Source organism: Streptomyces sp. HNM0575, from assembly GCF_012726265.1.
Lineage (GTDB): Bacteria > Actinomycetota > Actinomycetes > Streptomycetales > Streptomycetaceae > Streptomyces.
Map to the genome: position 1 here is coordinate 207780 of NZ_JAASAG010000005.1, position 21374 is coordinate 229153.

General features: G+C 73.7%; 8 protein-coding genes. 7 read left to right on the plus strand and 1 reads right to left on the minus strand.

Annotated elements, in window-relative coordinates; all coding sequences use genetic code 11:
• The first annotated feature begins 93 nt into the window (after positions 1 to 93).
• The 5 genes from HCC61_RS14525 (at position 94) to HCC61_RS14545 (ending at position 5685) form a co-directional block, all read left to right on the plus strand.
• Complete coding sequence (locus HCC61_RS14525) at positions 94 to 366, plus strand: hypothetical protein (RefSeq protein ID WP_169135854.1); 273 nt, start codon at positions 94 to 96, stop codon at positions 364 to 366.
• Between the two features lie 428 nt (positions 367 to 794).
• Positions 795 to 1691, plus strand: coding sequence for a S1 family peptidase (locus HCC61_RS14530; RefSeq protein ID WP_346777222.1), 897 nt, complete (start codon positions 795 to 797; stop codon positions 1689 to 1691).
• 309 nt (positions 1692 to 2000) lie between these two features.
• A complete protein-coding gene (locus HCC61_RS14535; protein WP_169135856.1) occupies positions 2001 to 3437 on the plus strand; it encodes an ATP-binding protein in 1437 nt (478 codons plus the stop codon).
• 176 nt (positions 3438 to 3613) lie between these two features.
• Positions 3614 to 5095, plus strand: a complete 1482-nt coding sequence (locus tag HCC61_RS14540) for a molybdopterin-dependent oxidoreductase (protein ID WP_169135857.1) — start codon at positions 3614 to 3616, stop codon at positions 5093 to 5095.
• 110 nt (positions 5096 to 5205) lie between these two features.
• Positions 5206 to 5685, plus strand: a complete 480-nt coding sequence (locus HCC61_RS14545; RefSeq protein WP_169136044.1) for a hypothetical protein — start codon at positions 5206 to 5208, stop codon at positions 5683 to 5685.
• Between the two features lie 56 nt (positions 5686 to 5741).
• On the opposite strand, the gene HCC61_RS14550 is transcribed toward HCC61_RS14545, so the two are convergent.
• Positions 5742 to 8030, minus strand: coding sequence for a hypothetical protein (locus HCC61_RS14550; protein ID WP_169135858.1), 2289 nt, complete (start codon positions 8028 to 8030; stop codon positions 5742 to 5744).
• Between the two features lie 1024 nt (positions 8031 to 9054).
• On the opposite strand from HCC61_RS14550, the gene HCC61_RS14555 reads away from it, so the two are divergent.
• Positions 9055 to 16452 carry a type I polyketide synthase gene (locus HCC61_RS14555; protein WP_169135859.1) on the plus strand — a complete coding sequence of 2466 codons (7398 nt, stop codon included), beginning with the start codon at positions 9055 to 9057 and terminating at the stop codon, positions 16450 to 16452.
• 5 nt (positions 16453 to 16457) lie between these two features.
• Positions 16458 to 21359, plus strand: a complete 4902-nt coding sequence (locus tag HCC61_RS14560; protein ID WP_346777197.1) for a beta-ketoacyl synthase N-terminal-like domain-containing protein — start codon at positions 16458 to 16460, stop codon at positions 21357 to 21359.
• The last annotated feature ends 15 nt before the right edge of the window (positions 21360 to 21374 follow it).

Genomic DNA, 21374 nt, shown 5'->3' on the forward strand with positions numbered 1-21374 from the left:
CGTGGTGTGTTGATCGCCGCCGCCGGGAACTGCCAGCGTCGTGGTGGCGGGGCCGCGGTCGGCGGCCCGTGACGGGAAGGCCGGTGTTCGGCGGTGGCCGATGAGGCGGGCGTGTGGGAGGTGCGGCTCGGGCTGTACTGCACGCGTGAGCAGGCGGAGGAGATCCGGGAGCGGATCGGCCGGCTTCTGTGTCCCGACCCCGAGCACGCTCCGCCCTGCCCGGTGCCGTGGTCGGTCTCGCTCCGGGGCTCCGGACCGGGCTCGGTCGAGGACGCGGGCGGTGAAGGGGACGTCGCGGAGGACTATCCCGAACTGGTCGAGCAGGCGCACATCGAGCAGCCCTGGCAGCGGGGTCGGCGAGAGTAGCGACCGACCGGGGCGTCGCGCGCCGCGGTGGCGTGCGTGTGCCACGGGTTCGTGAGGCCGCCGCCCCGCGCCCGCACGCCGCACCCCGCCCCTTCCGCATGACCGGAAGATCCGTCAACTGAGCCCCGCCGCACGGAGGTTGAGCCCGGCGGCACACCAGGCGCCGGCACCGGCAACGCCCGTGCGGGCACGGGCAGTTGTCCGCTTCTCCCGTTATCAGGCGGATCAATCTGACATTTCGTCCCCACTCATATGTTTCACTTTTTTAACTTTGAAACAGCGTCTTGCGTGGACCGGAGGCCTGGGCAAGCATTCCGTTCAGCGCTTGTCAGGGACACGGCGTTCACCCGTCGTGCGCTGCTGGCTGCGCTCCAACGGGCCCACCACCCCAAGGGGCCCCCGTTCTCCTACTGGAGGAATCAGTGAGGATCACGCGCACCACCCCCCATCGCACCTTTGCGAGACGCGCGCGGCTGATCGCAGTGACATCCGGCTTCGCGGTCGCCGCGGCGCTCGCCCTTCCGGCGAGCGGCGCCTCCGCGTCCGAGCCCGCCCCCACCCAGTTCAGCGCCGCAGCGCTCAGCGACGCGAGCCAGGCACTGCGCACCGCTCACATCGGCGGCGTCGCCTGGTACACGGACAAGAAGACCGACAAGGTCGTCGTGACGGCGGACAGCACCGTCACCAAGGCCGACCTCGCCAAGGTCAAGAAGGAGGCCGGCGTCAACGCCGGCGCCTACGAGATCAAGCGCACCCCCGGCAAGTTCAACAAGCTCATAGCCGGCGGCGAGGCCATCACCACGGGCGGCGCGCGCTGCTCGCTCGGCTTCAACGTGCAGGACGGCAGCGGCAACAAGTTCGCGCTGACGGCCGGTCACTGCACCAACATCGGGAGTTCCTGGTCGATCGGTACGACCGCGGGCAGCAGCTTCCCCGGCAACGACTACGGCATCATCCGCCACTCCGACCCGAGCGCGGCGGACGGCCGGGTCTACCTCTACAACGGCTCGTACCAGGAGATCACCGGTGCGGGCAACGCCTCCGTAGGCCAGTCCGTGCAGCGCAGCGGCAGCACGACCGGCGTGCACGGCGGCACGGTCACCGGTCTGAACGCGACCGTCGACTACGGTGCCGACGGAATCGTCTCCGGCCTCATCCAGACCAACGTCTGCGCCGAGCCCGGCGACAGCGGCGGCTCGCTCTTCGCGGGCAGCACCGCTCTCGGCATGACCTCCGGCGGCAGCGGCAACTGCTCCTCCGGCGGTACGACGTTCTTCCAGCCGGTCACCGAGGCGCTGAGCGCGTATGGAGTGAGCATCATCTGACGCCGCTCGCCGCGCCGCGGCACGGCACATCCGCGTACGCAGCACAGGTGCGCATGGCTCGTACGCAGATGGCACACGCACGGCAGGGACCGACCCTGCAAGATCAGGGCGCCGGCCCGTGCACCCAGCCCAGGGTGCGCGGGCCGGCGTCGTCTTCGTGCACGGCCACGGGCGTCCCGGCCCGTGCACAGTCCGAGCGGCGCCGCCCGGCGCCGGGTGGTGCCGAGCGGTGGCCGGGCAGAGCAGGAAGAGGCAAAGTAAGATGCAATCTAAGTAAGATTCGATCTGACTTTGTTGCCGGAGGTTCGCGTGAAGTTCTACGGCCGGATTGCGGATCTCGAACTGCTGGAGCGCGAGTACAGGACGGTCGCGGACGGTACGGGTCCCACACGGGGCAAGGCCCTGATCATGAGCGGCCGGAGGCGGGTCGGGAAGTCGAGGCTGGCGCAGGAGTTCTGCGACCGCTCCGGTGCGCCGTACGTCGACTTCCAGGCGACCCGCGGCCGCAGTCCCGCGGCGGAGAGGGCCGACTTCGTCTCCGCCCTCGCGCAGTCGTCACTGCCGGGAGCCGAGCTGGTGTCCGGCCTTCAGGCCGGCGACTGGAACCAGGCGCTGCGTGCCCTGGCCCTGGCCGTCCCCGACGGGACCCCGGCCATCGTCGTGATCGACGAGGTGCCGTGGCTGGTGGAGCAGGACCGGGAGTTCGAGGGCGCGCTCCAGACCGTCTGGGACCGGCACCTCTCCGCGAAGCCGGTGCTTCTGCTGCTGGTCGGCAGCGACTTGTCGGTGATGGAGGCGCTCCAGTCCTACGGCCGTCCGTTCTTCGGCAGGGCGGGGAGGATGACCGTGCAGCCGCTGAACGTGGCCGACGTCCAGTCCATGACCGGGCTCGGGGCGGCGGACGCCGTGGACGCGGCGCTGATCACCGGAGGATTCCCGGAGATCGTCCAGTCCTGGCGGCCCGGGATGAGCCGGGAGGACTTCCTGCGGGAGTCGTTCACCAGCCCGCTGTCCCCGCTGCTCGCCGCCGGTGAGCTCTCGCTCCTGGGGGAGTTCCCCGAGGCGTCGCGCTCCAGGGTGGTGCTGGAGACCGTCGGCAGCGGCGAGCGGACGTTCAGCGCGATCGCCGCACAGGCAGGGGGGAACGGCGCGCTTCCGTCGGGGACGCTGGCGCCGTTGCTGAACTCGCTTCAGAGCAAGCGGATCCTGGCCGTCGACCTCCCCCTCTCCGCGAAGCCGGACAGCAAGAACAAGCGCTACCGGGTGGCCGATTCGTATCTGCGGTTCTGGCTGGCCTTCCTCGAACGCAGCATTCCGCTCATCGAGCGCGGCCGGGGCGATCTGGCGATGGAACGCGTCGAGCGCTCGTGGACCACCTGGCGCGGCAGGGCGGTGGAGCCGTTCGTCGGCGAGTCGCTGCTCCGCGTGGTCTCCGGCACCTGGCCCGACACCGGGGCGGTCGGCGGCTGGTGGAACCGGCGGAACAATCCCGAGGTCGATCTGATCGGAGCGGACCGCGAACCCGTCGCGTCGCACGTGCACTTCGCCGGTTCGGTGAAGTGGCTGGAGAGTCATGCGTTCGGGCGCCGGGAGTACGAGGCGCTGGTACGCGACGTGGCAGCCGTTCCGGGCGTGACCGAGGACACTCCGCTGGTGTCCGTCTCCCGCAGCGGGGTGGAGGACGGCCTGCCGCTCGCGGCGAGCTGGGGGCCGGAGGATCTCGTACGGGCCTGGCAGCCCGGCTAGCCGGGTCCGGCGGCCGGGGCGGCCGCGGCCCCTCGGCGGCACGGGGTGGCACGCGGCGGCACGGGGCGGAAGATCGAACGGTCCGATGACGTGTCCGTCGCCTTCCCCGGCCCGGCGTGCGGTGCGGCATACCGTCGGTGCGACTTGCGGTACGGCAGTGGCACGCGGAGGACGGTATGCAGGCCGAGGAGCACACGGGGAACTCCCGCCCGCCCGGGGAGCGGTCGCCCGGGGAGCGGTCGTCCGGGGACAGCCCGTCCGGGGACCGGTCGTCCGGGGCGTCCGGGGCGTCCGGGCGCGGCACACGCCGTGCCGCCGAAGAGCCGCGCGGGCGCGGCCGGTTGGCGCGCCTGCGCGGCGGCGCCGGCCTGAGCGAACCGCCGCCGGGTCCCACGCGGCCCGCCTTCTGGCGCAGCCCGCTGCGCGGGCCGTGGCTGACCTCCGTGCTCGGGCTGGTACTGCTCGCCGGCATCACGGTGCTGTTCGTGACGGGCCTGCTCTCGTACGCCGCATACAACCCGGGCCTCGGCCCGCCCAACGACAAGACCCCGGACAAGGGCTGGCTCGGCTTCTATCTCTTCCCCTGGCCGACCGATCCGCCGTGGCTCTACCGGCTCAGCCAGGGAACGCACGTCACGCTCGGCGTGGTGCTGGTGCCGGTGCTGCTGGCGAAGCTGTGGTCGGTCGTGCCGAAGCTGTTCACCTGGCCGCCGGTGCGTTCCCTCGGCCATGCGCTGGAGCGGCTTTCGCTGCTGCTGCTCGTGGGCGGCGCGCTCTTCGAGTTCGCCACCGGACTGCTGGACGTGCAGCTCGACTACATCTTCCCCGGCTCCTTCTACACCCTCCACTTCTACGGCGCCTGGGTGTTCATCGGCGCCTTCGCCGTGCACATCGCCTTCCGTATCCCCGTGATGACGCGTGCGCTGCGCAGCCGGGACCTGCGTGCCGAACTGCGCACGCCCGCACGCCGCACGCGACCCGAATCCGAGGCAGAGGCCGACGAGACCGGACTCGTCTCTCCCGACCCGGCACCGGCCACGATGTCGAGGCGCGGCGCCCTGGGCATGGTGGGGGCCGGCTCGCTCGTGCTGTTCGTCGTCACCGCCGGGCAGAGCATCGGCGGCTCGCTACGGGAGACCGCGGTGCTGGCGCCGCGCCACACCGATCCCGGTACGGGGCCGAACGGCTTCCAGATCAACAAGACCGCGCGGGCCCGCGGCATCCGCGCCGCCGACATCGGGGACGGCTGGCGGCTGACGGTGCGCGCCGGCGGCCGGCAGCAGGTGCTCACCCGGCAGCAGCTGCTCGAACTGCCGCAGCACACCGCGGAGTTGCCCATCGCGTGCGTCGAGGGGTGGTCCACCGAGGACCAGCGGTGGAGCGGCGTACGGCTGGCGGCGCTGGCCGGGCTGGTGGGTCTGAGCGAGGACGATCCGCCCGGCGTCTTCGTCGAATCGGCGCAGCGCAGCGGCTCGTTCCGCTCGGCGGGCCTGCGCGACAACCAGGTGCGCGACCCGCACTCGCTGCTCGCCCTCCGCGTCAACGGCGCCGATCTGTCGCCCGATCACGGCTATCCCGCACGCGTGATCGTCCCGGCCAACCCCGGCGTGAACAACACCAAGTGGGTCATCCGGCTGACCTTCGGGGATCGGCCGTGAAGCGCGGGGAGCCGGGGCCGACGGCACGCTTCCGGACCCGCTTCCGCAACCGCCTCCGGACCCGCCTCCGGACCCGCTTCCGCAACCGGTACGGGGCGTCGCCGCTCCATCTGGTGGTGGTGCTCTGCTCGTTCGCGCTCACCGCGTACGCGGGCATCCGGCTGCTGGACGGGCACGTGCTCGGCGTCGTGCTGTGGTTCGCCGGCGCGGCCGTCCTGCACGACTTCGTACTCGTGCCGCTGTACTCGCTCGCCGACCGCGCGCTGCGCACCGCCGGCGGACGTATGCGACGGCCGCGCGGGGCCCGTACGGGAGAGGCCGCGGCCCGGCGGGAGGACATCGCGTATGTGCGGGTGCCCGCGTTCGTCTCGCTGGTGCTGCTGCTCGTCTGGTATCCGCTGATCTCCGGCCGGGTCGGGCACTACACGTCCTACACGACCCTCGATTCGGGCGTCTTCATGGGCAGATGGCTGCTGGTCACCGCCGCGCTGTTCGCGGTGTCCGCGCTGTGCCTCGCGGTACGGACGCTGCGGCGACGCGGGCGCGGGCGGAAACGGCGGGCGCGAAGGGCGGCGAGCGCGGACCGGTAGTTCCCGGCGCGCCTTCGTCGTGCCTCCCTGTCACCCGGTCCGGCCCGTTCCGTCCCTCACCCGGCTCCGGCCTCGCGGCGTACGACGGCGAACCCGTGGGCGGGGACGGTCACTTGGACGCGTGACCCGCCCTCCGTGCGGTGTCCGCCGAGCGAGCCGGCCCGTACGTCGTACAGCTCGACGGCGACGGGGCCCGTGCCCGGCACCGTCAACTCGGCCTCGTGCGGCGTGCCGTCGCCGTTGTGCAGCAGGCCCAGGCTCCCCGCCGGACCGCTGAGCAACAGCCGCGCCACCGCGGGCCGTACGAGCACGGCGTCCACGCGCAGCGGACGGTCCCCGACGCCCTCCGCGCGTGCCCGCAGCACCCCGCCCGGCGCGAACGTCCCCGGCAGCGCCACCGGGAGCAGCGCTCCCGGCACGGCCGAGACGCCCTGCTCGCCGCCGGTGCCGTGGTCGACGCGTTCGGCGCGTTCGGCGCGGGCCGCGCCGGCGGTACGGGCCCGCGACCGCCACAGCGTCGATCCCGCGTCCCGGTCGGCGACCAGGTTCACCACGGGCGACACGAGCAGCGGCCCGGCCGCGTCGCCGGGCAGCGTCCAGGCGAGGCCGCCGCCCTCGCGCAGCGCGGCATAGCCGCCGCCGCTGTACTCCGACTCGCCGGTGGCGGGCGAGGAGGGGCGCACCGTGCGCACCGCTCCCGACGGCTCGGCCTTCTCGGCCTCCAGCACGCGCAGACCGTCGCGCCGCACGGTGCCACCCAGCCCGAAGGGGTCGACGGCGAGGCGTCGCGGACCCACCGCTCCGTCCGTCCGCGAGACCCGCGGCTCCGGTGAGCCCAGTGGCCCCGGCGAGTCCGGCCAGTCCGGCCAGTCCCGCGAGTCCAGGGCCAGCATCGACAGCAGGCCGTGAATCGTCGACTCGGCCCCGGAGTTGCGGTTGATCACGCCGTCGGGCGAGATCCCGTCGAAGGTGACGCCGGTGCCGGGGTCGTACACCGCCTCGCCCGCCGCGTTCGCCCCGAAGTACCAGGCCGCGGTGAGCGCCGCGAGCGGGAAGAGGCCTGGCGCCCGGCCGGTCTCCGCCACGGCGAGCAGTGCCCGCAGCCGGGAGTCCACGCCGTAGGCGATCTGGCTGCGGTCGACGGGCGCGGGCGCCCAGCCGTTGTCGCAGCCACCCGCAGTCAGCAGCTCGGGGGTAAGGCCCGCCGTGTCCGCCAGCGCCGTACGCAGCAGCGCGGGACGCCCGAGCGCCTCCGCGGCGGCGGCCAGCGCGGTGGGCATCTGCGCGCCCCAGGCGTGCCATTGGGAGAGCGACGCGGCGCCGGGCGGCAGCGCTCCGTACGGCCACCGGCCGGGACCGCCCGAGGCGAGCGCCGCGATCCCCTCCGCGAACCGCGCGGCCGCCCTGCGGGCACGGGCGCCCTTGCGGTGGCCCACGGCCCGTATGTACGCGGCGAGTCCGAGCACCGCCTCCGAAGTGGCGTCCGCCGCGCCCGTGATGAGCCAGCCGGGGACGCGCCGGCCGTCGGCCGTCTCCCAAGTCCCGTACCGGGAGAGCACATCGCGTTCCAGCGCGGTCAGGGCGAGCCGGAGCCGCTCGCCGAGGAACGCGGCGAAGGCCGCATCCGTGTCCCGGAACGCCTCGAAGCCCTCGCCGAGCGCCCAGACGAGACGCGCAAGCCAGTAGGACGGGCCGGAGTCGGAGGGGTCCGGCGTCTCGGGCGGCCAGGCGCTGCGGTTGAGGGTGCCGTCGGCCTGCTGCCACAGCACCACGTTGCCCGCGTGCGGGCCGCGCGTGGTCTGCAAGTAGCAGACGCCGCGCAGGAGTTGGTACGCGAAGCGGCGCGAGCGTGGCGAGCCGGTGAGGCGCCAGTGCCGCAGGTGGGCGACGGCGGCGCGGGCCATGTCGTCGGCGTTGTAGGCGCCCTGCTCGAAATGCCCCGTCTCCGGGTCCCGCTTCCCGCCGCCGGTGCGCCGGTACGAGCCGTCCGGCTGCCGTTCGGCGTATGTCCACAGGGCACCGAGCGCCGGCTCCTCGCGCAGCCGGTAGGTGTCGTGCCCGTGGACCGGCGGCGGCTTCACCGTGTCGCCGAGGAAGCGGAGATGGGCCGGGTTGGCCAGCGGTTCGTGACGCGGGCGGCCGTCCGCGGACGCCGCCCGTGCGGGCGCGGGAAGGCCGAGCACCGACGAGGCCGGCACGGCCGCGGCACCCAGGGCGAGCAGTCTTCTGCGGGGCAGACCGCCGTACGCACCTGACGTACGCGAGGTCCCGGGCACATCGGGAGCCGAGGATGCGTGGTGCGCGTCGGACCGGTCGGACCCGTCGGGCGGGCTGGGCTGGCTCATGGCTGCGGCAGGTCCTCGTTGTCTCGGCGCCGGTTCGGAGGGACCGCACCATGCCCGTTTTAAACGGTTTAGACAAGGCTGTCGGCGGATCGGGACGCACGGCGGAGCCGGGCGCGGTAGCGCCGTGGGACCGCGCTGTCGAGCCCGGTGCCCGAAGCGGCGGAAAACAGTGGGTGGTTGAGGCGCGAACGAGTCGGCGAGCGTGGCCCGTTGGATGGCGGGCGGCCGAAAACGCACCTTTCGACCCCATCGAGCGGTTGAATTCGCATCCGGTGCTCGCCTGTACACATGAATTCGTGGCGACTACTTGCCATTGTCAGTCCGTCTCTTGTGACTCGCGAGTATCAAGGCGTACTTTCTCCGCGCGTAGACGTTTCCGACCCCCACCGGGACTGTCGCCGAGGAGGACCCCGTGACCCCCACACACCCCCCGACTCCCCTGATCCGAGGCCGGGTTCGAGTGCACTTGCCCCGATCCGGAACGGGATGGTGACACCCGGAGCGACCGCCTCGGCGCGCACCGGCGCCGGCTCTGCGGCCGGTGCGGGCGCGAGAGGCCCGCAACCTGGCTCGGGTTCGTACGAATCCGCGACAGGGACCACCGGGGCTGGTGCACAATCGCCCACAACCGGAAGCCGCCCCGGCGTCTTTGTGCCGGGCCACGGGCAGGGTTGACCTCCTGCTGCCGGCGTGGTCCGTCCGGGCCGCCGAACGGTTCCGGAAATACCCGCTCCAACGCTGTGATCTGCCGCACAGTCCCCGTGCGGTACGTAAGCGGACGGTTACATGACCATGACAAACGTAATAGACCGTTGCGTTTCGTGTGTGTGACGTGCGCGTCAAGGCCCGGCTCGCTGTACCGCGGAGGGCGAAATGCCCCTCCGTACGCGCCTCTTCGGTCCTCTCCGGAAGTCGACGGAGAGTGACGATCGGGCGGACGGCAGTCGGTTGACCGCATAAAAACCGTCCCGTCTACTACGCATGGTCAGCTGACGGAAGTTCGATCGTGCAGTCGGGAGAGCCCATGAGGATGCTGGATACGGACGCGTCCGACGTGTCCTCGCGATCGAATCCGGTCATCGCGATCAACCCTCTGCACCGCCCGTCACCTCGGTTCACCGCCGCCGCGTGCGCGGCGGGTGCACTCGGAGTGCTCGAACTGCCCACCGGGGACACCGCGTTGCGCGAGGCCGCCGGGCATCTCGAGCGCACGGAACGCTGGTCGGCGCGTCCGTTCGGCGTCCGCATACGGCCGGGCTGCGCCGTCACCGACGGCGATCTGCCCCCGGCCGCCCATACCGTGCTGCTGGCCGACCCCGCCCGATCGCCGGGGGAGTTCGGCGGACGGCGCGTCCTCGTCGAGGCCACGGGGCTCGACGAGGCACGCCGTGCCGCCGCCGCGGGCGCACACGGGCTGATCGTCCGCGGCGCCGAAAGCGGCGGCCGCGCGGGGGAGTCGAGCACCTTCGTGCTGCTCCAGCAGGTGCTCGCGGACCGCGGCGGCGAGCAGCCCGGGGCGCTGCCCGCCGGGATCCCCGTATGGGCGTGCGGCGGCATCGGTCCGCACACCGCCGCCGCTGCCGTCGCCGGCGGCGCGGCGGGCGTCGTGCTCGACACCCAGCTGGCGCTGCTCGACGAGGCCGGGCTGCCGCTGGAGATCACCGAGGCGCTGGCCGGGTGCGACGGTTCGGAGACCGTGGTGCACCACGGCATGCGCGTGCTGCGCCGCCGCGGCCCCGGCGCTCCCGAACTGCCCCAGGACGCCGGGGAGTTCGCCGCCCGCATCGGCGGCGGCGATCTGCGTCGCCAGTTCCTCCCCGTGGGCCAGGACGTCTTCCTCGCCGCATCCTTCGCGCGCCGCTGGCCCACCGTGACCGACGTCGTAAGGGGCGTTCGCGAAGCCGTCGCCGCCGCCGTGGAGGACGACGAGGCGGCCACCGCACTGGGCCCGGGCGCTCCCGGCGCGGTCGCGCTCGGCACCCGGCTGCCCGTCGCCCAGGGCCCCATGACCCGCGTCAGCGACCAGGCGGAGTTCGCCGCTGCCGTCGCCGCCGACGGTGCGCTGCCCTTCCTCGCGCTGGCGCTCGCCGGTCCCGCGCAGACCAGGACCATGCTGGAGGAGACCAGGTCCGCGCTGGGCGAGGCCCCTTGGGGCGTGGGCATACTCGGCTTCGCCGACGAGGAGATACGCGCGGCGCAGCTGGAGGTCGTACGGCAGATACGGCCTACGCACGCGATCGTCGCCGGCGGCCGGCCCGCGCAGGCGGCGGCACTGGAAGCGGAGGGCATATCGGCCTTCCTGCACGTGCCCTCGCCGGGGCTGCTGCGGCAGTTCCTCGCCGCGGGCGCCCGCAAGTTCGTCTTCGAGGGCGCGGAGTGCGGCGGCCACGTCGGCCCGCGCAACAGCTTCCCGCTGTGGGAGGCGCAGGCCGAGATCCTGCTGGAGTTCACCGGCAAGGAGAGACCCGGCGTCGCCGGTGAGCTGACCGTCCTCTTGGCCGGCGGCGTGCACGACGAACGTTCCGCGTCGATGGTCGCCGCCCTGGCCGCGCCGCTCACCCGGGCCGGGATCGCCACCGGCGTACTGATGGGGACCGCCTACCTCTTCACGGAAGAGGCCGTGGAGGCGGGAGCCATCCTTCCCGGCTTCCAGCAGCAGGTCGTCGCCGCCGAGCGCACCGCGCTGCTGGAGACCGCGCCCGGACACGCCACCCGGTGCGCGCACAGCGCCTTCACCTCCGACTTCGCCTCGCTCAAGGAGCGGCTGCGGCAGGCCGGCGTGCCCGAGCGGGAGATCTGGGAGCAGCTGGAGAAGTTCAACGTCGGCCGGCTGCGCATCGCGAGCAAGGGCATCGAACGCGTCGGGCCCGAGCTGCGCGGCGTCGACGAGCAACGCCAGGTGGACGAGGGCATGTTCATGGCCGGCGAGGTCTGCCGGCTGCGCCGTGACGTCACGACCGTCGCGGCCCTGCACGAGTCCGTCGGCGAGCGTGCCGCCGTACGGCTGCGGGAGCGCGCACGCGAGCTGCGCGCCGAACTCGGCCTGCCGCAGGGCGGACCGGGCCAGGAGGAAGAGGGGGCCGCCGAGCCGCTGCGGGTCGCGATCGTCGGCATGGCAGGCATGTTCCCCGGCGCCGAGGACCTCTCCGCGTTCTGGGCCAACGTCCTCGCAGGCAAGGACTGCGTCACCGAGGTGCCGGAGGACCGCTGGGACGCGGAGCTGTACTACGCGCCCGACGGCGAGGGGGAGCGCACCCCGTCCCGCTGGGGCGGGTTCCTGCCCGAAATCCCCTTCGACCCGCTGAGCTTCGGCATTCCGCCCGCCTCGCTGGCCAGCATCGAGCCCGTACAGCTGCTGGCGCTGGAGGCGGCACGGCGCGCGCTGGCCGACGCGGGCTGCGAGGGGCGGCCCGTCGACCACGCCCGTACCTCCGTCGTCTTCGGCGCGGAGGCCGGCAGCGACCTGTCCAACGCGAGCGTGCTGCGCACCGTGCTCCCCTCCTACCTCGGCGGTGAGCTGCCCGACGCCCTCGACGAGCAGTTGCCGCGGCTGACCGAGGACTCCTTCCCCGGCGTCCTCGCCAACGTCATCGCCGGCCGCATCGCCAACCGCCTCAACCTCGGCGGCGCCAACTACACCGTGGACGCGGCCTGCGCCTCGTCGCTGACGGCTGTCGACGTCGCCTGCAAGGAACTCGTCACCGGCACCAGCGACATGGTGCTGTGCGGCGGCGCCGACCTGCACAACGGCATCAACGACTTCCTCCTCTTCTCCTCCGTGCACGCCCTGTCGCCGACCGGCCGCTCCTCCACGTTCGACGGTTCCGCCGACGGCATCGCGCTCGGCGAGGGCGTCGGCTGCGTCGTGCTCAAGCGGCTGGAGGACGCCGAACGCGACGGCGACCGCGTCTACGCGGTGATCGACGGTATGGGCAGCGCCAGCGACGGACGCGCCCTCGGCCTGACCGCCCCGCGCCCCGAGGGCCAGCGCTCCGCGCTCACCCGCGCGTACCGCAACGCGGGCGTCTCGCCCGCCCAGATCGGCCTGATCGAGGCGCACGGCACGGGCACCGTCGTCGGCGACCGTACGGAACTGGCCACGCTCACCGAGGTGTTCACTGAGGCCGGGGCGGCACCCGGCGGCTGCGCCGTCGGGTCGGTGAAGTCGCAGATCGGGCACACCAAGTGCGCCGCGGGTCTCGCCGGGCTGATCAAGGCGACGCTCGCGCTGTACCACGGCGTCAAGCCGCCGACCCTGCACATCGAGCAGCCCAACGCCGCCTGGGATCAGGAGAGCAGCCCGTTCTTCTTCCACTCGGCGGCCAGGCCGTGGGCCACGGAGCCCGCCGGACGCGTCGCGGGCGTGAGCGCCTTCGGCTTCGGCGGCACCAACTTCCACGCCGTGCTGCGCGCCTACGACCAGGCCCCACCCGTGCACTCCAGCGACGAGTGGCCGGTGGAGCTGTTCACCTTCCGCGGCAAGGACGGCGCCGCGGCGCAACGTGCCGTGCGCCGCCTCCTGGAGAAGCTCGAACAGGGCGGCAGCACGGCACGGGCCGGGCAGGCCGCTGGGCGCGGCGACGTGTGGCGGCTGCGGGACCACGCGCGCGGTGCCGCCCGCGTCAGCGACTCCGCGGCCGTGCGCGGCGAGCCGGTGCGCATCGCCCTCCTCGCCCGGAGCACCGAGGAGCTGTCCGTACTGCTGCGCCGCGCGGCCGACGGCGTGCACGACCCGGCAGCCGGCATCTACGCGGCCGGTGGCGCTGGGGGAACGGAGCCCGGCGAAGGGGCGGTCGCCTTCCTCTTCCCCGGCCAGGGCAGCCAGCGCCCGGGCATGCTCGCGGACCTCTTCGTCGCCTTCCCCGAACTCCAGCACCACCTCCAGCTGGGCAGGCGCTGGGCGGACGCGCTGTACCCGCCGACCGCCTACGACAAGGCGACCGCCGACGCCCAGCTCGCCCGCATCACCGACACCGCCGTCGCCCAGCCCGCCCTCGGCATCGTCGAACTCGCCGCCGCGGACCTGCTCGCCTCGCTCGGCATCCGCCCGGACATGGCGGCGGGCCACAGCTACGGCGAACTCGTCGCCCTCGGCGTGGCCGGAGCGCTCTCCCCGCGGGATGTGCTGACCGCGAGCGCCGCTCGTGCCGAGGCGATACTCGGGCAGATACCGGACGAGGGCGACGCGGGCGCCATGGCCGCCGTCACCGCCGTACCCGAAAAGGTCGACGAGGTGCTGGCGCTCGCCGGACTCGACGGCGAGGTCGTCACCGCCAACCGCAACTCCCCGAAGCAGACCGTGGTCTCCGGACCCACGGACGCCGTCACCAAGGCGGTCGGCCGGCTCCGGGACGCGGGACTGTCGGCCAGGCAGCTCCAGGTGGCCTGCGCCTTCCACAGCCCCCTCGTGGCGGGCGCCGGGGAGGAGTTCGCGCGGACGCTGGAGTCGATGGACGTCCACGCCCCCGGGCTTCCCGTCTGGGCCAACTCCACCGCCGAGCCCTACGGCACCGACCCCCACGCGGTGCGCGCAGGTCTCGCCGGGCAGATCGGATCGCCGGTCCGCTTCGCCGAGCAGATCGAGGCCATGTACGCGGCGGGAGCCAGGGTCTTCACAGAGGTCGGCCCCGGCAAGGTCCTCACCAGGCTCGTCTCCGAGATCCTGGGAGATCGTCCACACAGTACGGTCACACTTGAGGACGCCGGGCGCGGAGGACTGTACGGTTTTCTCGCCGGTGTCGCACAACTCGCCGTCGCCGGCGCAGACGTGCGAACCGGAAAGCTCTACCAGGGGCGGGACGCCGTCGACCCGGAGAGCACCACCCCCGGCAAGCCCGCCGGCTGGACCGTGGACGGTCAACTCGTCCGTCTCGCCGACGGCACCATTCCGCCCAATGCCCTTCGTCCCCCACGCCCAGTCACGGAGCTGATCGTGCCGGAACCCCCCACCCAGGACGGCGCCCCGCTGTCCGGTCCGGACGCTCTCATCGCCGAATTCCTGCGCACCAGCAGGGAAATGGTCACAGCGCAGAGAGACGTGCTGCTGCAATACCTGGGAGCCGCCGGACTTCCCCCCGCTCCAGGCGCCGATTCGCCGGCGCCGTCCGCGCTCCCCGTCACGCCCACGCTGCCGGCCGCGGCTTCCGCCGCGACCCCGGCGAACACGGGCGCCGCCGCCCCGTCCACCGCTGCCGCGCCCCCGACCGCCGCTGCTTCCGCTCCCGCCGCGGCGTCGGCTGCCGCTTCTGCTTCTGCTTCTGGTCCGGCTGTGTTGTCGGCGGATGCGGTGTTGGAGTCGGTGTTGTCGGTGGTGGCGGAGCGTACGGGTTATCCGGTGGAGATGATCGAGCCGGGCTTGGATCTGGAGGCGGATCTGAGTGTGGATTCGATCAAGCGGGCTGAGATCGCCGGTGAGTTGGCGGTGCGGTTGGGTCTGCCGGTGGGTTCGGATGTGGATGTGGAGGAGTTGAGTTCGGCTCGTACGGCTGCCGGGATCGCGGAACTCCTCGTCGCACGCGTCGGCTCCACGGCAGCGACAACGACAGCGCCCCCGCCCACCGCCGCTGCCTCCGCTTCTGCTTCTGGTCCGGCTGTGTTGTCGGCGGATGCGGTGTTGGAGTCGGTGTTGTCGGTGGTGGCGGAGCGTACGGGTTATCCGGTGGAGATGATCGAGCCGGGCTTGGATCTGGAGGCGGATCTGAGTGTGGATTCGATCAAGCGGGCTGAGATCGCCGGTGAGTTGGCGGTGCGGTTGGGTCTGCCGGTGGGTTCGGATGTGGATGTGGAGGAGTTGAGTTCGGCTCGTACGGCCGCCGGGATCACGGAACTCCTCGTCGCACGCCTCGGCGGCGGCTCCTCCGCCCAGGAGCAGACCGACCGGACCGCACAGCCCCCGCAGACCGCGCCGAGCCCCGCCCCCGGAGCCTCCGCCACGGCCGCCCCGGGCGCCGAGCCCCTCGCCGACCCCCTCGTAGTGGCCCCGCAGCGGCTGGAGTTCACCGAGACCGAGCTGCCGGCACCGCCCGCGCCCGCCATCCCCGAGGGCACCGCCGTCACCGTGCTCGGCGGCGGCGCACTGGGCACCCTCGTCGCCGAGCGGCTGCGGGAGGCGGGCGCGCTGCCGCAGACCGTGCCCGAGGGGCAGCGGCTCCCCGAGCACATCGGCGAGATCGTCATCCACCTGCACTCGCTGGAGTCGCCGGACACCACGCTCCCGGAGACCTTCCCCCTCTTCCAGGGCGTCCTCGCCGCGGGCCCGAAGCGGCTGCTCGCGGCCGACCGCCGAGCCCAGGGCGCCGCGTCCGGGCTGCGGGGCTTCTTCCGCAGCGTCTCCCGCGAGTACGAGGAGACCGCCGCGACCCTCGTCGAGGTGGGCGCCGACGACGACCCGGAGACGGTCGCCCGCGTCCTCGTCGCCGAACTCGGCGCCACCGAGGGCGAGCCCGTCGTACTCGCCGAGGGCGGACGCCGCCGTGCGCTGCGGCTCACCCCCACCGATCTGGGCGCCGTCGCCGCGGCGGGCGCCGGACCGGCCGGCGACGGCGCCGCCGAGGCGGCTGCCGCCGGACTCGACCGCGACTCGGTGCTGCTGCTGGTCGGCGGCGCCCGCGGCATCACCGCGCGCTTCGCCCGCACGGTCGCCGCCGCGAGCCGCTGCCGCATCGAACTGCTGGGCCGCACCCCCGCGCCCCCGCAGGCCGAGGACCCGGCGACGGCCGCCGCCCGCGGACGCGACGAGCTGCGCAGCGCCTTCATCGGCTCCGGCATGACCTCGCCCGCCGAGATCGAGCGCGCGGTCTCCGCGGTGCTCGCCGAGCGCGAGGTCCGCGAAACCCTCGCGGACCTGCGGGAGTCGGGCAGCCAGGCCCGCTACCACTCCGTCGACGCCCTCGACGAGGAGGCGGTACGGGCCGTGGTGAAGGAGGTGCACGCGGAGCACGGCAGGCTCGACGGAGTCGTCTACGCGGCCGGCGTCATCGAGGACAAGCTGATCGCCGAGAAGTCGCCCGAGTCCTTCCGCCGCGTCTTCGCCACCAAGGCCGACGGCGCCCGTGTGCTGCTCGACGCGCTCGGCGCGCTGCCCGAATCGCCGCGCTTCGCCGTGCTGTTCGGCAGCATCGCCGGCGCGCTGGGCAACCGCGGGCAGGCCGACTACGCCGCCGCCAACGACGCCCTGGAGGAGCTGGCCAGGCGCTGGTCCACCGAGGACCGCCGCGGTCTGACCGTCCACTGGGGCCCCTGGGCGCCGGCGGACGGACCGGCCACCGGCGGCGGCATGGTCACTCCGGAGCTGATGCGCTCCTACGCGGCCCGCGGCATCAAGCTCATCGACCCCGAGGAGGGGCCGCTGAGCCTGCTGCGCGAACTCGCATGGGGAGCGCCGACGGTGCACGCGGTCGTCGCCGCTGCATCCGGATGGTGACGGCGGTGTCCGCCCCCACGCCCGCCCGCGCACCGGTCGCGATCGTCGGCATGGCCGCTCTGTTCCCGGGCGCCGGCGATCTGGACCGCTACTGGGAGAACATCGTCGGCGGCGTCGACGCGATCACCGAGGTGCCCGAGGGCCGCTGGGACGAGGAGTTCTACGCGGCCTGGGGGTCCCCCCGGACGGAGTCCGGGGGAGGGCCCCGGCGCGCCGACCGCGTCTACTGCCGGCGCGGCGGATTCATCGACGACACCGCCGAGTTCGACCTGATGCGGTTCGGCATCATGCCCAACTCGGTGCCCGGGACCGAGCCCGACCAGCTGATCGCCCTCGATGTGGCGCACCGCTCCATCGAGGACGCCGGCGGGGACGGTGTGCTGCCGGGCGACCGGCAGCGGGCAGGGGTCGTGCTGGGCCGGGGCGGCTATCTCACGCCCGGCCTGGTACGGCTCGACCAGCGCGTGCGTACGAGCAACCAGGTCGTGCGCACACTCCGCGAACTCGTGCCGGAGCTGGGCGAGGAGAGGCTGGAGGAGGTGCGTTCGGCGTTCGCGGCGCAACTCGGGCCCGAGGCGCCCGAGTCGGCCATCGGGCTCGTGCCGAACCTGGCGGCCTCCCGGGTCGCCAACCGGCTCGATCTGCGCGGCCCCGCCTACACCGTCGACGCCGCGTGCGCCTCGTCGCTCGTGGCCGTCGACCACGCGGTGCGCGAACTTGACGCGGGCCGCTGCGACATCATGCTCGCCGGCGGCGTCCACCACTGCCACGACATCACCCTGTGGTCCGTCTTCAGCCAGCTCGGCGCGCTCTCGCGCAGCGAGCGGATACGCCCGCTGCACCGCGGCGCTGACGGCGTGCTGATCGGTGAGGGCACCGGCGTCGTGGTGCTCAAGCGGCTGGAGGACGCCGAACGCGACGGCGACCGCGTCTACGCCGTGATCCGCGGTACGGGAGTGGCCAGCGACGGCCGCTCCGCGAGCCTGTTCAACCCCGACCCCGGCGGCCAGGTGCGGGCCGTGCGCCAGGCGTGGGACGCGGCGGGGCTCGATCCGCTGGCCCCCGGGGCGGTCGGGCTGCTGGAGGCGCACGGCACCGCCACGCCCGCGGGCGACGAGGCCGAACTGACCACGCTGGCCGAGGTGTTCGGCCCGTACGAGGAGAGCGGAGCCGGTCCGCGCGCGGCCATCGGCTCCGTCAAGTCGATGATCGGGCACACCATGCCCGCAGCGGGCGTCGCCGGGCTGATCAAGGCCGCCCTCGCCGTCCACCACGGCGTGCTGCCGCCGACGCTGCACTGCGACGATCCGCACCCGGGCCTCGCCCGTACCCGCTTCGCGCCGCTCGACCGGGCACACCCCTGGGAGGAGCCGGCGGGCGGAGGGCCGCGCCGGGCGGGCGTCAACGCCTTCGGCTTCGGCGGCATCAACGCCCATGTCGTGCTGGAGCAGCCGGCGCAGCGACCGGCGGCGACGGCGGCGGCCCCGGCGGCGTCGGGGCCCGCCGAGTCCGCGCAGTCCGCGCAGTCCGCGCAGTCCGCGGAGTCCGCCGTCTCGACTGCCGCCTCCGCCCCGGCCGTTGACGCCGCCGCGCCCGGGCCGGCGTCCGCGCCCGTGGCCGCCGCCTCCGTCGCCGAGCCCGAGCGCGTGCTGCGCCTCGCCGCCGACGGGCCGCAGGCCCTCGCGGACCTCCTGGACCGCGACGACGCCTCCGTGCTGGCCGCCGGCATCGACGAGCGCGCCTCCGTGAGCGCACCCTGCCGGCTCGGCATCGTCGATCCCACGGCCCGCCGCCTGAAGCTGGCACGCAAGGCGGTCGCCAAGGGCCTTCCGTGGCCGGGCCGCAGCGACGTGTGGTTCAGCCCGCGCCCGATACTGGGCGCCGCCGGCGGCCGCACCGCGTTCGTGTTCCCGGGCCTGGAGGCCGAGTTCGACCCGCGGGCGGAGAGGCTGGCGGAGCGGTTCGGGCTGGACTTCTCCCTCGGCCGTGACGCGGAGGTCGGCGACGTCGGCCGGCACGGAGCGGCCGTCTTCCAGCTGGGCAGGATCCTCGACGCGTCGCTGCGCAGGCTCGGCGTCGTCCCCGACGCCGTCGCGGGCCACAGCGTCGGCGAGTGGACGGCGATGGCGTGCGGCGGGATACACGCCGCGGACGAAGTCGACGCTTTCCTCGCGCAGTTCGACCCGGACGCGCTGCGCGTGCCGGGTGCCGTCTTCGGCGTGCTCGGCATGCCCGCCGAGGAGGTGCTCGCGGAGCTGCACGGGCGCGGCGACGTGGTGCTCTCCCACGACAACGCCCCCAACCAGTCGATGATCTGCGGCCCCGAGGAGGCCGTCGAGGCGATCGTGCTGCGCATGCGGTCGCGCGGAGTGATCGGGCAGGTGCTGCCGTTCCGCTCCGGCTTCCACACGCCGATGCTCGCCCCCTACCTCGGGCCGATCCGCGGCGCCGCCGAGACCTACCGGCTGCATCCGCAGACCACGCCCGTCTGGTCGGCCACCACCGCGTCGCCCTATCCCGAGGACCCGGACGACGTACGGGAGTTGTTCGTACGGCATCTGCTGGAGCCCGTGCGCTTCCGGCAGTTGATCCTCGCCATGTACGACGCGGGCCACCGCGCGTTCATCCAGCTCGGCGCCGGACAGCTCGGCTCGCTCATCGACGACACGCTCTCCGGGTGCGACCGGCTGGTCGTCTCCGCGCACGCGGGCACGCGCGACAGCCTCGCGCAGCTGCGCCGCGTCGTCACCGCGCTGTGGGTCGAGGGCGCCGAACCGGACGTCGTGCCCCTGCTCGGCGACGGGCACACGGGCGCCGCGACGGGGGAGGGCGCTTCCCGCCGTACGCCGCCGGCACGGCCCGGGATACGCCTGGACCTCGACGGGGCGCTGTTGTCGCTGCCGGAGAGGATGCGGGGAAGCCTCTCGGACGCGGCCGGCCCCGCGACGGCGAACGCACCTCAGGGACCGCACGCACCGGACCCCGGGGCCCCGGCCTCGCCCGCCGAACCTGCCTCGCCCGCCGCGCCGGCCGAGTCCGCCCCGGCCGCCTCCGTCGCCCGGCTGGAGCAGGCGAGCGCCCGCGACCAGCTCGCGGCCGAACTCGCCGCGCTGCTCGGCGACACGGCGTCGGCCGCCGCCGACGTGCTCGACGCCGGGGCCCGCCGCTGCGGACGTCCCGTACGCCCCGCGCACCAGGTGCCGCGGCCACGGAGGCCCGCCGACGAAGCACACCCGCCCGTCGGCCCGCGGCCGCTCGGCGCCGCGCCCGAACCCCCGCGCCACGAGGGGCCTCCGCGTCACGAGGGGCCTCCGCGCCACGAAGGCCCGGCCGCCGGGCCGCCGTCGCCGTCCGTGCCGTCGGTGCTGCGCGTCGGCGTCGAGGAGATGCCGTACCTGCTCGACCACTGCTTCTTCCGGCAGCGGCCCGGCTGGCCCGAGGTCGCCGACCGCTGGCCGATCGTGCCCGCGACCACCGTGATCCGGCACATCATGGAGATCGCCGAGCTGGCCGTGCCCGGCATGCGCGCCGTCGGGCTGCGTGACGTGCGGCTGCTGAAGTGGATCGAGGCCGTGCCCGCCCACGATGTTCCGGTCGCCGTGCGCCGTATCGCACCCGGCGAGGTCGAGGTGGAGCTGACCGGCTCGTCCCGCGCCGTCGTCGCCGTCGCACCGCGCCACGCTCCTCCGGACTCCGTCCGGGAGGTGCCCCCGGAGCCGTGGCCCGTGGACCCGTCCGCGGACCGGGTGCCGCAGATGCGCGCCGAGCAGCTCTACACGGAGCGGTGGATGTTCCACGGGCCGCGCTTCCAGGGCGTGAGCGAGCTGACGGCCATCGGCGACCGCCATGTGCGCGGGGTGCTCACCGCGCCGGAGGCGCCCGGCTCGCTGCTGGACAACGTCGGCCAGCTGCTGGGCTACTGGATCATGGCGACGCTCACCGAACGTACGACGGTCTTCCCGGTGAGCATCGACCGGATACGCTTCCACGGCCCCGAACCCGGCGTCGGCGAGCGCCTGACGTGCTCGATCCGCATCACCGGCGTCACCGAGACCTCGCTCACCGCTGACATGCAGCTGCTCCACGAGGGCTGCGTGTGGGCGGAGTTGACCGGCTGGACCGACCGCCGCTTCGACACCGACCCCGGCATACGGGCCGTCGACCGCTTCCCCGGCTCCAACACGCTCTCCACGCAGCACCCCGAGGGCTGGTCGCAGGTGCACGAGCGCTGGCCCGACCTGGCCACGCGCGAGCTGATCATGCGCAACATGCTCGGCGGCGCGGAGCGCGAGGGGTACGCCGGGCTTCCTCCCCTGCGCAGAAGGCAGTTCCTGCTCGGGCGCATCGCCGCGAAGGACGCCGTGCGCGGACTGCTGTGGGCCGAGGGGGAGGGCGACGTCTATCCGGCGGAGCTGGCGGTGCACAACGACGACGAGGGCAGGCCCTTCGTACGGGGCGTGCACGGGCGCGGCGTCGGCGAGCTGACGGTCTCCATCGCCCACCGCGGCGAGTGCGGTGTCGCCATCGCCCGGCGCGGACCGTGCGGCATCGACGTCGAAGAGGTCATCGCCCGGCCGTCGTCCACGGTCGAGGCGTCCTGCGGGACGCGTGAACTCGCCCTGCTGCGCGGTCTGTCCGGGGCCCCGGACGGCGAGGACGCCTGGTTCACGCGTTTCTGGGCGGCGAAGGAGGCCGTCGCGAAGCTGCTCGGCACCGGTCTGCGGGGCCGTCCGTCCGACTACGAGGTCGTAGCGGCGGACACCGGCCGGCTCGAGGTGCGTCACGGGGGCGACTCGTACGAGGTGCGGGTCCGGGAAACAACGAATCCGCCGGGCTTGCCCGAGCGGCGGTATGTGGTCGCGTGGACGGCCGCCCACGAGGAATCAGGAGTGCGAGATGACCACTGACGCGACCGGCGTCGC